Below are 14,620 nucleotides of genomic sequence, written 5' to 3'. Positions count from 1 at the left end.
GGAAAAGTGCGATTAAGCAGCTTCTTTCTGATCGCGAACAGCAGCCAGAGTGCGGACCAGTTTGCCAGCAGAGGCTTCTTTCATGGTCGCCATCAGGCGTGCAATTGCTTCTTCGTAAGTCGGCAGCGTTGCCAGACGGTCAATTTGAGCCGCCGGAATCAACTCACCTTCAAAGGCCGCAGCTTTAACCTCAAATTTTGCATTCGCTTTCGCGAACTCTTTGAACAGACGAGCGGCAGCGCCCGGGTGTTCCATAGAGTATGCAATCAGGGTCGGACCAACAAACGTGTCTTTCAGGCATTCGAACTGAGTGCCTTCAACGACGCGGCGCAGCAGGGTGTTACGAACAACACGCATGTATACGCCAGCTTCACGACCTGCTTTACGCAGTTCAGTCATTTTATCTACGGTAACGCCGCGGGAATCCGCAACTACCGCAGACAGCGCGCCTTTGGCCACTTCGCTGACTTCAGCAACAATCGCTTGTTTGTCTTGAAGATTTAATGCCATTAGCTTTTGCTCCTGGATTTAGCCGGAGAAAATCTCCGGAACTCACTTCACCTGCCGCCAAAACGGAGACAGGCGCTGAAACACGGTGAGCAGAATCCAGCAGGACTATTCTTTAAAAAAGAATAAAAATGTTCTTTAGGCTCTGTCACCGTCTACGCAGGAAAATTAAGTTTCTGACGAAACACCTGCGGTCTTGGACGGAGGCCTGGATTAGGCCAGGCTCCAACCGAAAAATCGTCTCTTGTTCATTTACAGAACAACGGGCGTAAGATTATAAAGAAATCCCTCGCCCGGGTAAAGAGGAACAAAAGCTATCAGTTTGCGACTGCGTTCAGGCCGCTCTGATCGATGGCAACGCCAGCACCCATGGTGGTGGACAGGCTGATTTTCTTGATATAAACGCCTTTCGCCTGAGCCGGTTTGGCTTTTTTCAGCGCAACCAGCAGAGCTTCCAGGTTTTCTTTCAGTTTATCAGCGTCGAAATCAACCTTACCGATAGTGGTATGGATGATACCGTTCTTGTCGTTACGGTAACGCACCTGACCAGCTTTAGCGTTTTTCACAGCTTCAGCAACGTTCGGGGTTACAGTGCCCACTTTCGGGTTCGGCATCAGGCCGCGCGGGCCCAGGATCTGGCCCAGTTGACCAACAACGCGCATTGCATCCGGAGAAGCAATAACTACGTCGAAGTTCATCTCGCCTTTCTTGATCTGCTCAGCCAGGTCATCCATACCTACCAGGTCAGCGCCGGCGGCTTTAGCAGCTTCAGCGTTGGCACCCTGAGTAAATACAGCGACGCGAACAGTACGGCCAGTACCGTGCGGCAGTACAGTCGCGCCACGGACGTTCTGGTCGGATTTACGTGCGTCGATGCCCAGGTTTACGGCAACGTCAACACTTTCAACAAATTTAGCAGTGGCCAGCTCTTTCAGCAGGGCAACGGCTTCGTTGATGTCATATTGTTTGGTTACATCAACTTTGTCACGGATCACGCGCATGCGCTTGGTCAGCTTAGCCATTTCTTAGTCCTCCACTACCAGGCCCATGGAACGAGCAGTACCTTCAATGGAACGCGCCATGGCTTCCACGTCAGCACCAGTCATGTCCGCCGCTTTGGTCTGGGCAATTTCCAGAACCTGAGCACGGGTCACTTTACCCACTTTGTCTTTGTTCGGCTTACCGGAACCAGACTTGATACCAGCCGCTTTTTTCAGCAGTACGGATGCCGGCGGAGTTTTGGTAACGAAGGTGAAGGAACGGTCGGAGTAAACAGTGATAACAACCGGAATCGGCAGACCTTTTTCCAGGCTTTCTGTTTTAGCGTTGAATGCCTTACAGAATTCCATGATGTTAACACCCTGCTGACCCAGAGCCGGACCAACTGGCGGACTCGGGTTAGCCATACCAGCTGCAACCTGCAGCTTGACATAGGCTTGTACTTTCTTGGCCATTTAGCTTTCCTCTAATGGGTAATAACGCTTCACGAAGAAGCTCCCCCGCGATTTATAAACATGTTATGCGTCTTAGTGACACATAAAACAAAGGCGCGAAATTGTAGGTCAATTTCGCGCCGGATACAAGTATCGAATTTAGGCAGTGATTAGCCTTTTTCAACCTGGCTGAAATCCAGCTCGACAGGGGTCGCTCGACCAAAGATGGAGACGGAAACCTTCAGGCGGCTTTTCTCGTAATCGACTTCTTCCACCACACCGTTGAAATCGGCAAACGGGCCGTCGTTAACGCGCACCATTTCGCCCGGTTCGAACAGCGTTTTCGGCCGCGGCTTGTCGCCCACCTGCTGCAGACGGTTCATGATAGCGTCCACTTCTTTATCGCTGATCGGCGCAGGGCGATCGGACGTCCCGCCGATGAACCCCATGACGCGCGGTACGCTACGGACCAAATGCCAGCTGGCATCATCCATCACCATCTGTACCAGCACGTAGCCCGGGAAGAATTTGCGCTCGCTCTTGCGACGCTGGCCGCCACGAATTTCAACCACTTCTTCGGTCGGTACCATCACCTCACCAAAGTGGTCTTCCATGTTATGGAGCTTGATATGTTCACGCAGAGACTGTGCTACGCGACCTTCAAAGCCAGAAAACGCCTGAACGACGTACCAACGTTTCTTTGGAGCTTCAGACATCTTAGAACCTCAGGCCAGTAATAAACGATACCAGACGCACCAGAATGCCATCCAGTCCCCACAGAATCAGCGACATAACGGCAGTTACAGCAGCAACGATCAGAGTGGTGTGCAATGTTTCCTGCCGGGTCGGCCAGATCACCTTGCGAACTTCGGTCCGGGCTTCACGCGCAAACAAAACCGTTGCTTTGCCTTTCGTCGTCAGCAATGCCACGCCGCCCGCAGCAGCAATTAAAATAACCACAGCCAATGCACGCAGCGGCAAGCTGAATTCACGGTAGTAGTAATTACCTACAATTGCCGCGATCAGCAATACTGCAACGACCAGCCATTTCAGCGCCTCAAGACCACGCCCGCTCTCCTGAGCTTCGGTATTCGCACTCATAAACCAACCTGTCACTAGATTCAGACAAATAATTTTGCCCTGCCGTAAGGGCAAACCAGACCGGAAAGTATTCTAAAATCAAGCAATCCGGGACTCACACCGCTTACACAGAGCCTATCTCACCAATGATTATACTGCACAATCGCTGATGAGATAGGTTCTACGACAACAGCGTAGAAAAAGGGCATCAAATGATGCCCTTTTACCGCATGTTGCGTCAAATTTTATCAGCAATTAAGCGATAACTTTGGCAACCACGCCGGCGCCTACAGTACGGCCGCCTTCACGGATAGCGAAACGCAGACCGTCGTCCATCGCGATCGGCGCGATCAGGTTTACGACCATCTTGATGTTGTCGCCCGGCATTACCATTTCTACGCCTTCCGGCAGTTCGATGGTGCCAGTCACGTCAGTTGTACGGAAGTAGAACTGCGGACGGTAGCCTTTGAAGAACGGCGTGTGACGGCCACCTTCGTCTTTGCTCAGGATATACACTTCAGATTCGAACTGAGTGTGCGGCTTGATTGAGCCCGGCTTGGCCAGAACCTGACCACGCTCAACTTCATCACGCTTGGTACCACGCAGCAGAACACCCACGTTCTCGCCAGCACGGCCTTCGTCCAGCAGTTTGCGGAACATTTCAACACCAGTACAGGTGGTTTTCGTGGTGTCTTTGATACCCACGATTTCAACTTCTTCACCCACTTTGATGATGCCGCGCTCTACACGACCGGTTACTACGGTACCACGGCCGGAGATGGAGAATACGTCTTCGATCGGCAGCAGGAACGGCTTGTCAATCGCACGCTCCGGTTCCGGAATGTAGCTGTCCAGCGCTTCGGCCAGTTCGATGATTTTCGCTTCCCACTCGGCATCGCCTTCCAGCGCTTTCAGCGCGGAACCGCGGATAACCGGCGTGTCGTCGCCCGGGAAGTCGTACTGAGACAGCAGCTCGCGCACTTCCATCTCAACCAGTTCCAGCAGCTCTTCGTCATCAACCATGTCGCATTTGTTCAGGAACACGATGATGTACGGAACGCCTACCTGACGACCCAGCAGGATGTGCTCACGAGTCTGCGGCATCGGGCCGTCAGTCGCAGCAACTACCAGGATCGCGCCGTCCATCTGGGCAGCACCGGTGATCATGTTTTTCACGTAGTCGGCGTGTCCCGGGCAGTCAACGTGCGCGTAGTGACGAGTCGGGGTATCGTATTCAACGTGAGAGGTGTTGATGGTGATACCACGCGCTTTTTCTTCCGGCGCGTTGTCGATCTGGTCGAATGCACGAGCCTGGCCACCGTAGGTTTTCGCCAGAACGGTAGTGATGGCTGCGGTCAGCGTTGTTTTACCATGGTCAACGTGGCCGATAGTACCGACGTTAACGTGCGGTTTTGTACGTTCAAATTTTTCTTTAGACATCGATTGTCCCTCTAAGACACGGATAAATCGGTGGTATCACCACATCAACCAAGCAATTACTTGCTGAGCTTTTAACAGAAAGAAAATCAGGAGGAAAATAAAGAAGTGGTGCTGATAGGCAGATTCGAACTGCCGACCTCACCCTTACCAAGGGTGCGCTCTACCAACTGAGCTATATCAGCACATCTAATTGGAGCGGGCAGTGGGAATCGAACCCACATCATCAGCTTGGAAGGCTGAGGTAATAGCCATTATACGATGCCCGCATCCTGGAACTCGGCTACCTGATTTCTCTGTAGAACATTAAAGCAAGGCACAATTTACATTGATACCTTGCTTTTTTTTCGATTCGGCTTTGATATTTCGTACCGCATCGATTGCATCCTGTCGCCAGGATTGAATTTGGTGGTGGGGGAAGGATTCGAACCTTCGAAGTCTGTGACGGCAGATTTACAGTCTGCTCCCTTTGGCCGCTCGGGAACCCCACCTTATTGTATGTACTTGATGGTGCCGGCTGCCGGAATCGAACTGGCGACCTACTGATTACAAGTCAGTTGCTCTACCTACTGAGCTAAGCCGGCATCAAGTGTTGCGCATTCTAGGCAGAGGGGCCGGTCTATGCAACAAAAAAATTGCTCAAAATGCGCTATCGCTTAGATTTTGCACAAATTCGGATGCTGTTTCACATTACTGTCAATCATTCGTGCAAATAAGCATCAGGAAACATGTTAAAAGCGCTCTGCGCGTACGGTTCTCAGGCATTCAGGCATCAATGATATGTCACCGCCATCACCGAATATCTGCACCAAAAAAGTGATAATGCCCCCCTTTGTGGCAGTCCTGAGCATGAGATGCGGCATTTAGCCACTTTTAGCCGCCATCGATGAATGGAACATTCCTTGCATGAAAAATCAGACGAGACACGTTTTAGCCCAACCCAGCAGGAGAGACAGCATGAAGATCGTATTACTGAATGTCGCCACTCTTCCCGTCTATCGTTACGAGTTAGCCGGCTTACTGGTAAATGCTGTGGCAAAGGGAGCGTCTGTCGGTTACCAGTCACCGCTAACGCACGAGGAAGCCGAGAGCTATTTCCACAGCCTGCGTCCTTCTGTCGCCGAAGGAGAGCGCCTGTTATGGATTGCGCGCGATGATAATGGCGTGATAGGCAGTATCCAGCTTGAACTGTGCCAAAAATCAAACGGACAAAACCGGGCTGAAATACAAAAACTGCTGGTTCATAGCAGCATGCGACGCCAGGGGATTGGAAAACGTTTACTCTCCACGCTGGAGCAGGCGGCATTACAGCATCGACGCGGCTTGATCTATCTCGATACGCAAGCCGGTTCGCCTGCCGAGCACTTTTATCGTGCTCAGGGTTACCGCTATCTGGGAGAACTTCCCGACTATGCCAGTTCTCCCGATGGTTATTACTATCCGACAGCAATTTACTACAAGCGCCTGTTCGCCGTGAATCGCGTAGAGCGCGCCCTCGCCAGCTAATCCCTACCTGATGCCTGTATCACAGGTATCAGGGTTGATACAGATTTTTGCTTCTTTTCCTGACCCTCATGGTGGTAACCTGCCCGCTGGACGATAATTTTATCAGGAAAGGATGCTGCGGCTGTTGCCTGTCCAGCCTCCCGGTGTCTCAGTTTCATGCACTGAAACCTGGCTGTTTCCCTTCCTTACCGGTAGCGTCAAGCAGAAATACATTTATGACTAATAACGCGCAATCTTTCGCAACGCCTTATCTTCAGTTCAATCGCCAGCAATGGGCCAACTTGCGTGACTCTGTGCCATTGACTCTGACTGAAGATGAAATCATTAAACTCAAAGGCATTAACGAAGATCTGTCTTTGGATGAGGTCGCGGAAATTTATCTGCCATTATCTCGACTGCTCAATTTTTATATCAGTTCCAATTTACGGCGTCAGGCCGTGCTTGAGCAGTTTCTGGGAACCGATGGACAGAAAATCCCTTATATTATCGGTATTGCTGGTAGTGTTGCCGTAGGGAAAAGCACGACAGCGCGTGTACTGCAGGCATTGCTCAGCCGCTGGCCGGAACATCGGAAAGTTGAACTGATTACCACCGACGGTTTTCTTCATCCCAATAAGGTATTACAGCAAAAAAATCTGATGAAGAAGAAAGGATTCCCCCAGTCCTATGATATGCATAGCCTGGTAAAATTCGTTTCTGAGATAAAATCCGGTGTCCCTTGGGTAACGGCCCCCACCTATTCTCACCTGACCTATGATATTGTGCCCGATTGCAATAAAGTCATAGAACAGCCGGATATTCTGATTCTTGAAGGACTGAATGTTCTGCAAAGCGGGATGGATTATCCCCACGACCCTCATCGTGTTTTTGTATCTGATTTTGTGGATTTTTCCATTTATGTCGATGCGCCCGAGGAACTACTGAAGAGCTGGTATATCAATCGATTTCTGAAATTCAGGCAGGGTGCATTTACCAATCCCGACTCCTATTTCCACAATTATGCAAAATTGGCGGAAACAGAAGCCGTTAATATCGCATCACAATTATGGAATGAGATTAATGGTTTGAATCTCAAGCAGAACATACTGCCGACGCGTGGACGAGCCAGCCTTATCATGACCAAAAGCGCAAATCACGCAGTCGAGTGTGTACGCTTAAGAAAATAAAAATAGAGGGGATGACAATCCCCTATTACCATCCACGCAGAGAAATCTCACCGCCAATATAAGACTGAATTACCCCATCCTGCTCCAGCAATAACGCCCCCTGGCTATCAATGCCTTTATCAATACCTTTTATTTCCCGATTACCGACAATCAGCTTCACTGCGCGATTATAAAAATTATCCAGATTGTTCCATCGGGAAATAAAGGGAGCTAAACCTTGTTGTTCATAAATAGCCAATGCGGCACGCAGTTCAGTAACGAGCTTCACAGCCAGCATATTACGATCAATATCAATCCCTGCTTCCTGCAGGTTGATCCATCCCTGCTCGATCACAGTCGAGCCTGATGAATTCATGCGCAAATTAATACCTGCGCCGATAACCAGATGCGCAGCATCCCCCGTCCGTCCATTTAATTCAACGAGAATACCAGCCAGTTTTTTATCGTTCAGGTACAAGTCATTCGGCCATTTTACCCGCACCCCTTCAGCTCCCAGATGATGCAAGACTTCCGCCATAATGATGCCAATCACCAGACTCACGCCAACCGCTGCGGCAGGTCCTTGTTCCAGACGCCAATACAGTGACAAGTAGAGGTTACTGCCAAAGGGGGAAAACCATTTTCGACCACGACGCCCCCGCCCAGCCTGTTGGTATTCGGCAATGCAAGCATCACCCGACGATACCGAATCAAGGCGATCCAACAGATATTGATTGGTAGAATCAATCACGGGTAAAACCGCTATATTGCCGCTTTGTATTTGCGAGCGAATCTTCTCTGCATCAAGCAATTGAATTGGGGCTGAAAGTGCATAACCTTTTCCAGTTACAGTAAAGACATCCAACCCCCACTCTCTGATGGTCTGAATATGTTTGTTGATGGCTGCCCGGCTCATCCCCATTAGCTCACCGAGATATTCCCCCGAATAAAACTCACCATCGGACAGAATAGAGATTAGCTTCAACGGGACGGTATAATCTTTCATGCCAAAACCTCCACTGCATTAACCTCTCCCTGAGCGGAAATAAACCGTACCTCAGGCTCCAGCCACACATCGAATTGCTCTGCAACTTTGTTTCTTACATAACGAGCCAGATTAACCAGATCACAACTGGTTGCTTCGCCTTTATTCACCAGAACCAGAGCCTGCTTATCATGAACTGCAGCCTGACCAATTTGATGCCCTTTTAAACCGCATTGATCGATCAACCAGCCGGCAGCCAGCTTTACCTCACCATTCGGTTGAGGATAATGAGGGGCATTGGGATAATTCGCCAGAATGTGTTCAGCTATAGCGGCAGGAATTACCGGGTTTTTGAAAAAACTACCTGCATTACCCATTACCGCAGGATCGGGTAATTTGCTCCGCCTCATCTGACAAACGGCGTCAAAGACTTGTTTTGCTGTCACTGCCGAAGGGTCAAGGCGAGTAAGATCGCCATATTCCAGGACCGGCTTCCACTCTTTCGATAAACGAAATCCTACTGCGATAATGGCAAATCCATCCTGGTATTCATGCTTGAAAACGCTATCCCGATAACCGAACTGGCACTCTTCAGCACTCAGGCGCGCTGTCTCGCCCGTTCTCAGATTTAGCATATCGACATAAGCACAGACCTTTTTCAGCTCTACACCATAAGCGCCGATATTCTGAATAGGCGCGGATCCAACACATCCTGGGATCAAGGCCAGATTCTCGAGACCGGAAATCTGGCGTTCCAGCGTATATTCCACAAGGTGATGCCAGTTTTCTCCAGCCCCAACATGGAGCATCCATTCAGATGCAGTCTCTTTGATCTCAATCCCTTTGAGCCGATTAATAAGTACTATGCCGTGAAAATCGTCCAGAAAGAGTACATTACTCCCTTCCCCCAATATCAGGATTGGTAACCCGCTCTGATTAGCACGCTGCCATGCAGATAACAACTCACTTGAATTTTCGATAATCGCGACCTCTGTCGCAAATACCGGTAAGGAGAAGGAATTAAACGATTTTAGAGATGTGACAGAATTCGTCATGGTAGCCAATACTCAGTAAACAGTTAGGCATAGTCTAACTGATTCTGAGGGATTATTGAGGGATGTTTTATCTGCCGGCAGGCACAAAAAGGGACAGGGTACACCGAGGAAGCATCGCGTAACGCCGGGAGACCGGGCCGCCGGTCATCTCCGCCCTGGCACTCGGTTCTGCCACCGCCCCCCCAAAGCAAAAAACCCCCGGCATAACCGGGGGTTCCTTATGTGATGCCTGGCAGTTCCCTACTCTCGCATGGGGAGACCCCACACTACCATCGGCGCTACGGCGTTTCACTTCTGAGTTCGGCATGGGGTCAGGTGGGACCACCGCGCTCTCGCCGCCAGGCAAATTCTTTTCATTCCAACCGTCATGCCCACGCTCACACGCCGCACAACCATCAGAATCCATCCGTCGAACAAGCCAAATTCTTTCTCGTCTCTCTCACCAAAACACCTTCGGTGTTGTAAGGTTAAGCCTCTCGGGTCATTAGTACTGGTTAGCTCAACGTATCGCTACGCTTACACACCCAGCCTATCAACGTCCTCGTCTCGAACGTCCCTTCAGGGGCCTCAAGGGCCCAGGGAAGACTCATCTCGGGGCAAGTTTCCCGCTTAGATGCTTTCAGCGGTTATCTCTTCCGCACTTAGCTACCGGGCAATGCAATTGGCATCACAACCCGAACACCAGTGGTGCGTTCACTCCGGTCCTCTCGTACTAGGAGCAACCCCCCTCAATCTTCCAGCGCCCACGGCAGATAGGGACCGAACTGTCTCACGACGTTCTAAACCCAGCTCGCGTACCACTTTAAATGGCGAACAGCCATACCCTTGGGACCTACTTCAGCCCCAGGATGTGATGAGCCGACATCGAGGTGCCAAACACCGCCGTCGATATGAACTCTTGGGCGGTATCAGCCTGTTATCCCCGGAGTACCTTTTATCCGTTGAGCGATGGCCCTTCCATTCAGAACCACCGGATCACTAAGACCTGCTTTCGCACCTGCTCGAGCCGTCACTCTCGCAGTCAAGCTAGCTTATGCCTTTGCACTAACCTCCTGATGTCCGACCAGGATTAGCTAACCTTCGTGCTCCTCCGTTACTCTTTGGGAGGAGACCGCCCCAGTCAAACTACCCACCAGACACTGTCCGCAACCCGGTTCACGGGTCCACGTTAGAACATCAAACATTAAAGGGTGGTATTTCAAGGTTGGCTCCATGCAGACTGGCGTCCACACTTCAAAGCCTCCCACCTATCCTACACATCAAGGCTCAAGGTTCAGTGTCAAGCTATAGTAAAGGTTCACGGGGTCTTTCCGTCTTGCCGCGGGTACACTGCATCTTCACAGCGAGTTCAATTTCACTGAGTCTCGGGTGGAGACAGCCTGGCCATCATTACGCCATTCGTGCAGGTCGGAACTTACCCGACAAGGAATTTCGCTACCTTAGGACCGTTATAGTTACGGCCGCCGTTTACCGGGGCTTCGATCAAGAGCTTCTCCTTACGGATAACCCCATCAATTAACCTTCCGGCACCGGGCAGGCGTCACACCGTATACGTCCACTTTCGTGTTTGCACAGTGCTGTGTTTTTATTAAACAGTTGCAGCCAGCTGGTATCTGCGACTGGGCTCAGCTCCGTCCGCAAGGGACTTCACCATGCCCAGCGTGCCTTCTCCCGAAGTTACGGCACCATTTTGCCTAGTTCCTTCACCCGAGTTCTCTCAAGCGCCTGAGTATTCTCTACCTGACCACCTGTGTCGGTTTGGGGTACGATTCAATGTTACCTGATGCTTAGAGGCTTTTCCTGGAAGCAGGGCATCTGTCACTTCAGTACCGTAGTACCTCGTCATCACGCCTCAGTGTTGACAGCAGACCGGATTTACCTGGTCCACCCACCTGCACGCTTAAACCGGGACAACCGTCGCCCGGATGACATAGCCTTCTCCGTCCCCCCCTCGCAGTAACACCAAGTACAGGAATATTAACCTGTTTCCCATCGACTACGCTTTTCAGCCTCGCCTTAGGGGTCGACTCACCCTGCCCCGATTAACGTTGGACAGGAACCCTTGGTCTTCCGGCGTGCGGGTTTTTCACCCGCATTATCGTTACTTATGTCAGCATTCGCACTTCTGATACCTCCAGCAGACCTCACAGTCCACCTTCAACGGCTTACAGAACGCTCCCCTACCCAACAACGCCTAAGCGTCGCTGCCGCAGCTTCGGTGCATGGTTTTAGCCCCGTTACATCTTCCGCGCAGGCCGACTCGACCAGTGAGCTATTACGCTTTCTTTAAATGATGGCTGCTTCTAAGCCAACATCCTGGCTGTCTGGGCCTTCCCACATCGTTTCCCACTTAACCATGACTTTGGGACCTTAGCTGGCGGTCTGGGTTGTTTCCCTCTTCACGACGGACGTTAGCACCCGCCGTGTGTCTCCCGTGATAACATTCTCCGGTATTCGCAGTTTGCATCGGGTTGGTAAGCCGGGATGGCCCCCTAGCCGAAACAGTGCTCTACCCCCGGAGATGAATTCACGAGGCGCTACCTAAATAGCTTTCGGGGAGAACCAGCTATCTCCCGGTTTGATTGGCCTTTCACCCCCAGCCACAAGTCATCCGCTAATTTTTCAACATTAGTCGGTTCGGTCCTCCAGTTAGTGTTACCCAACCTTCAACCTGCCCATGGCTAGATCACCGGGTTTCGGGTCTATACCCTGCAACTTAACGCCCAGTTAAGACTCGGTTTCCCTGCGGCTCCCCTATGCGGTTAACCTTGCTACAGAATATAAGTCGCTGACCCATTATACAAAAGGTACGCAGTCACACCCAAAAGGTGCTCCCACTGCTTGTACGTACACGGTTTCAGGTTCTATTTCACTCCCCTCGCCGGGGTTCTTTTCGCCTTTCCCTCACGGTACTGGTTCACTATCGGTCAGTCAGGAGTATTTAGCCTTGGAGGATGGTCCCCCCATGTTCAGACAGGATACCACGTGTCCCGCCCTACTCATCGAACTCACGGCCTGTGCATCTTCGTGTACGGGACTTTCACCCTGTATCGTGCGACTTTCCAGACGCTTCCACTGACACACAAGCCGATTCAGGTTCTGGGCTCCTCCCCGTTCGCTCGCCGCTACTGGGGGAATCTCGGTTGATTTCTTTTCCTCGGGGTACTGAGATGTTTCAGTTCCCCCGGTTCGCCTCATTAACCTATGGATTCAGTTAATGATAGTGTGACGAATCACACTGGGTTTCCCCATTCGGGTATCGTCGGGTATAACGGTTCATATCACCTTGCCGACGCTTTTCGCAGATTAGCACGCCCTTCATCGCCTCTGACTGCCTAGGCATCCACCGTGTACGCTTAGTCGCTTAACCTCACAACCCGAAAGTGTCTCGGGATGCAAGTATTTTGAGAGACTCGAACAACATACGAATTCACACTCATATGCCGTCGTTTCAAATTTTCAGCTTGTTCCGGATTGTTAAAGAGCAGATAACATAAACCTGACTATCGCTAATCAGTTTTAGGTTAACGTCGACCGTGCCTTTCACCCACTGTCAGTCATATTGGCGTCCCCTAGGGGATTCGAACCCCTGTTACCGCCGTGAAAGGGCGGTGTCCTGGGCCTCTAGACGAAGGGGACATCACTTGTCAGCTTCGCAAGACGCTTTTGACTCTTTCTTATCATCAGACAATCTGTGTGGACACCACGCAGGCGCTTCAACTCGGTAAGGAGGTGATCCAACCGCAGGTTCCCCTACGGTTACCTTGTTACGACTTCACCCCAGTCATGAATCACAAAGTGGTAAGCGCCCTCCCGAAGGTTAAGCTACCTACTTCTTTTGCAACCCACTCCCATGGTGTGACGGGCGGTGTGTACAAGGCCCGGGAACGTATTCACCGTAGCATTCTGATCTACGATTACTAGCGATTCCGACTTCATGGAGTCGAGTTGCAGACTCCAATCCGGACTACGACGTACTTTATGAGGTCCGCTTGCTCTCGCGAGGTCGCTTCTCTTTGTATACGCCATTGTAGCACGTGTGTAGCCCTACTCGTAAGGGCCATGATGACTTGACGTCATCCCCACCTTCCTCCGGTTTATCACCGGCAGTCTCCCCTGAGTTCCCACCCGTAGTGCTGGCAACAGAGGATAAGGGTTGCGCTCGTTGCGGGACTTAACCCAACATTTCACAACACGAGCTGACGACAGCCATGCAGCACCTGTCTCAGCGTTCCCGAAGGCACGACCGCATCTCTGCAGTCTTCGCTGGATGTCAAGAGTAGGTAAGGTTCTTCGCGTTGCATCGAATTAAACCACATGCTCCACCGCTTGTGCGGGCCCCCGTCAATTCATTTGAGTTTTAACCTTGCGGCCGTACTCCCCAGGCGGTCGATTTAACGCGTTAGCTCCGGAAGCCACGCCTCAAGGGCACAACCTCCAAATCGACATCGTTTACAGCGTGGACTACCAGGGTATCTAATCCTGTTTGCTCCCCACGCTTTCGCACCTGAGCGTCAGTCTTCGTCCAGGGGGCCGCCTTCGCCACCGGTATTCCTCCAGATCTCTACGCATTTCACCGCTACACCTGGAATTCTACCCCCCTCTACGAGACTCTAGCCTGTCAGTTTTGAATGCAGTTCCCAGGTTAAGCCCGGGGATTTCACATCCAACTTAACAGACCGCCTGCGTGCGCTTTACGCCCAGTCATTCCGATTAACGCTTGCACCCTCCGTATTACCGCGGCTGCTGGCACGGAGTTAGCCGGTGCTTCTTCTGCGGGTAACGTCAATCGGTAAGGTTATTAACCTTACCGCCTTCCTCCCCGCTGAAAGTGCTTTACAACCCGAAGGCCTTCTTCACACACGCGGCATGGCTGCATCAGGGTTTCCCCCATTGTGCAATATTCCCCACTGCTGCCTCCCGTAGGAGTCTGGACCGTGTCTCAGTTCCAGTGTGGCTGGTCATCCTCTCAGACCAGCTAGGGATCGTCGCCTAGGTGAGCCGTTACCCCACCTACTAGCTAATCCCATCTGGGTTCATCCGATGGCGTGAGGCCCGAAGGTCCCCCACTTTGGTCTTGCGACGTTATGCGGTATTAGCTACCGTTTCCAGTAGTTATCCCCCTCCATCAGGCAGATCCCCAGACATTACTCACCCGTCCGCCGCTCGCCGGCGGGGAAGCAAGCTTCCCCCCGCTGCCGCTCGACTTGCATGTGTTAGGCCTGCCGCCAGCGTTCAATCTGAGCCATGATCAAACTCTTCAATTTAAAGTTTGATGTGTTTTCCGAAGAAAACGTGCTCAAAGAATTTACTGTTAGTTCGTATGAATTAACTGTTGTCACTCTTCAAGACTTTTCACATAATTTTTTAGTGAAGCGTCCTGCGAGTGCCCACACAGATTGTCTGATTGATTGTTAAAGAGCAGGACCACTTACCGTGGTCGCGGGTCGCATATATTATGCTTTCCCGAAA

10 protein-coding genes, 5 tRNA genes and 3 rRNA genes are annotated in these 14,620 nt (G+C 51.3%); 2 read left to right on the top strand and 16 right to left on the bottom strand.

Annotation, left to right across the window (positions count from 1 at the left end; all coding sequences use genetic code 11):
• Positions 1-12: 12 nt before the first annotated feature.
• From rplJ to CVE23_RS01125, 10 genes are all read right to left on the bottom strand, one after another.
• Positions 13-510, bottom strand: a complete 498-nt coding sequence (gene rplJ, locus CVE23_RS01170; RefSeq protein ID WP_012882962.1) for a 50S ribosomal protein L10 — start codon at positions 508-510, stop codon at positions 13-15.
• A gap of 314 nt (positions 511-824) precedes the next feature.
• Positions 825-1,529 (bottom strand): 50S ribosomal protein L1, encoded by a 705-nt coding sequence (gene rplA / locus CVE23_RS01165; RefSeq protein WP_038917498.1) that lies wholly within the window; start codon positions 1,527-1,529, stop codon positions 825-827.
• A 3-nt stretch (positions 1,530-1,532) separates the two neighbouring features.
• Entirely contained in the window at positions 1,533-1,961 is a 429-nt protein-coding gene (rplK, locus tag CVE23_RS01160) for a 50S ribosomal protein L11 (protein ID WP_015855385.1), read from the bottom strand.
• Positions 1,962-2,110: 149 nt separating this feature from the next.
• Positions 2,111-2,656: a transcription termination/antitermination protein NusG gene (nusG, locus tag CVE23_RS01155; RefSeq protein ID WP_015848189.1), complete on the bottom strand. Its 546-nt coding sequence runs from the start codon at positions 2,654-2,656 to the stop codon at positions 2,111-2,113.
• A gap of 1 nt (position 2,657) precedes the next feature.
• Positions 2,658-3,041, bottom strand: a complete 384-nt coding sequence (gene secE / locus CVE23_RS01150; protein ID WP_033568032.1) for a preprotein translocase subunit SecE — start codon at positions 3,039-3,041, stop codon at positions 2,658-2,660.
• 234 nt (positions 3,042-3,275) lie between these two features.
• Positions 3,276-4,460, bottom strand: coding sequence for an elongation factor Tu (gene tuf, locus CVE23_RS01145; RefSeq protein ID WP_012882957.1), 1,185 nt, complete (start codon positions 4,458-4,460; stop codon positions 3,276-3,278).
• Positions 4,461-4,566: 106 nt separating this feature from the next.
• Positions 4,567-4,642 (bottom strand) — tRNA-Thr (locus CVE23_RS01140).
• A 9-nt stretch (positions 4,643-4,651) separates the two neighbouring features.
• Positions 4,652-4,726, bottom strand: a tRNA-Gly gene (locus tag CVE23_RS01135).
• Positions 4,727-4,863: 137 nt separating this feature from the next.
• Positions 4,864-4,948, bottom strand: a tRNA-Tyr gene (locus tag CVE23_RS01130).
• A 17-nt stretch (positions 4,949-4,965) separates the two neighbouring features.
• Positions 4,966-5,041, bottom strand: a tRNA-Thr gene (locus CVE23_RS01125).
• A gap of 373 nt (positions 5,042-5,414) precedes the next feature.
• On the opposite strand from CVE23_RS01125, the gene CVE23_RS01120 reads away from it, so the two are divergent.
• On the top strand, positions 5,415-5,963 hold the full coding sequence (locus CVE23_RS01120; protein WP_038663360.1) for a GNAT family N-acetyltransferase: 549 nt from the start codon (positions 5,415-5,417) through the stop codon (positions 5,961-5,963).
• 215 nt (positions 5,964-6,178) lie between these two features.
• Entirely contained in the window at positions 6,179-7,129 is a 951-nt protein-coding gene (gene coaA, locus CVE23_RS01115; RefSeq protein WP_038917496.1) for a type I pantothenate kinase, read from the top strand.
• Between the two features lie 25 nt (positions 7,130-7,154).
• On the opposite strand, the gene birA is transcribed toward coaA, so the two are convergent.
• The 6 genes from birA to CVE23_RS01085 all read right to left on the bottom strand — a co-directional run bounded on the left by birA (position 7,155) and on the right by CVE23_RS01085 (position 14,415).
• Positions 7,155-8,114, bottom strand: coding sequence for a bifunctional biotin--[acetyl-CoA-carboxylase] ligase/biotin operon repressor BirA (gene birA / locus CVE23_RS01110; RefSeq protein ID WP_100848700.1), 960 nt, complete (start codon positions 8,112-8,114; stop codon positions 7,155-7,157).
• Positions 8,111-9,148 (bottom strand): UDP-N-acetylmuramate dehydrogenase, encoded by a 1,038-nt coding sequence (gene murB / locus CVE23_RS01105; protein ID WP_049854925.1) that lies wholly within the window; start codon positions 9,146-9,148, stop codon positions 8,111-8,113. The genes birA and murB overlap by 4 nt, the downstream gene beginning before the upstream one ends.
• A gap of 227 nt (positions 9,149-9,375) precedes the next feature.
• Positions 9,376-9,491 (bottom strand): 5S ribosomal RNA (gene rrf / locus CVE23_RS01100).
• A 120-nt stretch (positions 9,492-9,611) separates the two neighbouring features.
• Positions 9,612-12,518 (bottom strand): 23S ribosomal RNA (locus CVE23_RS01095).
• 193 nt (positions 12,519-12,711) lie between these two features.
• Positions 12,712-12,787: transfer RNA gene (locus CVE23_RS01090), tRNA-Glu, on the bottom strand.
• An 86-nt stretch (positions 12,788-12,873) separates the two neighbouring features.
• Positions 12,874-14,415: ribosomal RNA gene (locus CVE23_RS01085) — 16S ribosomal RNA — on the bottom strand.
• The 16S, 23S and 5S rRNA genes sit together here with 1 tRNA gene alongside, the layout of an rRNA operon.
• Positions 14,416-14,620 lie beyond the last annotated feature (205 nt).

The organism is Dickeya fangzhongdai (assembly GCF_002812485.1).
GTDB classification, from domain to species: domain Bacteria; phylum Pseudomonadota; class Gammaproteobacteria; order Enterobacterales; family Enterobacteriaceae; genus Dickeya; species Dickeya fangzhongdai.
This window is presented reverse-complemented; position numbering and strand designations above follow the sequence as displayed.

Coding starts and splice junctions, on each gene's coding strand:
- secE (WP_033568032.1), bottom strand. CDS start 3,041: ATGAGTGCGAATACCGAAGCTCAGGAGAGCGGGCGTGGTCTTGAGGCG.
- coaA (WP_038917496.1), top strand. CDS start 6,179: ATGACTAATAACGCGCAATCTTTCGCAACGCCTTATCTTCAGTTCAAT.
- rplK (WP_015855385.1), bottom strand. CDS start 1,961: ATGGCCAAGAAAGTACAAGCCTATGTCAAGCTGCAGGTTGCAGCTGGT.
- rplJ (WP_012882962.1), bottom strand. CDS start 510: ATGGCATTAAATCTTCAAGACAAACAAGCGATTGTTGCTGAAGTCAGC.
- birA (WP_100848700.1), bottom strand. CDS start 8,114: ATGAAAGATTATACCGTCCCGTTGAAGCTAATCTCTATTCTGTCCGAT.
- murB (WP_049854925.1), bottom strand. CDS start 9,148: ATGACGAATTCTGTCACATCTCTAAAATCGTTTAATTCCTTCTCCTTA.
- CVE23_RS01120 (WP_038663360.1), top strand. CDS start 5,415: ATGAAGATCGTATTACTGAATGTCGCCACTCTTCCCGTCTATCGTTAC.
- tuf (WP_012882957.1), bottom strand. CDS start 4,460: ATGTCTAAAGAAAAATTTGAACGTACAAAACCGCACGTTAACGTCGGT.
- nusG (WP_015848189.1), bottom strand. CDS start 2,656: ATGTCTGAAGCTCCAAAGAAACGTTGGTACGTCGTTCAGGCGTTTTCT.
- rplA (WP_038917498.1), bottom strand. CDS start 1,529: ATGGCTAAGCTGACCAAGCGCATGCGCGTGATCCGTGACAAAGTTGAT.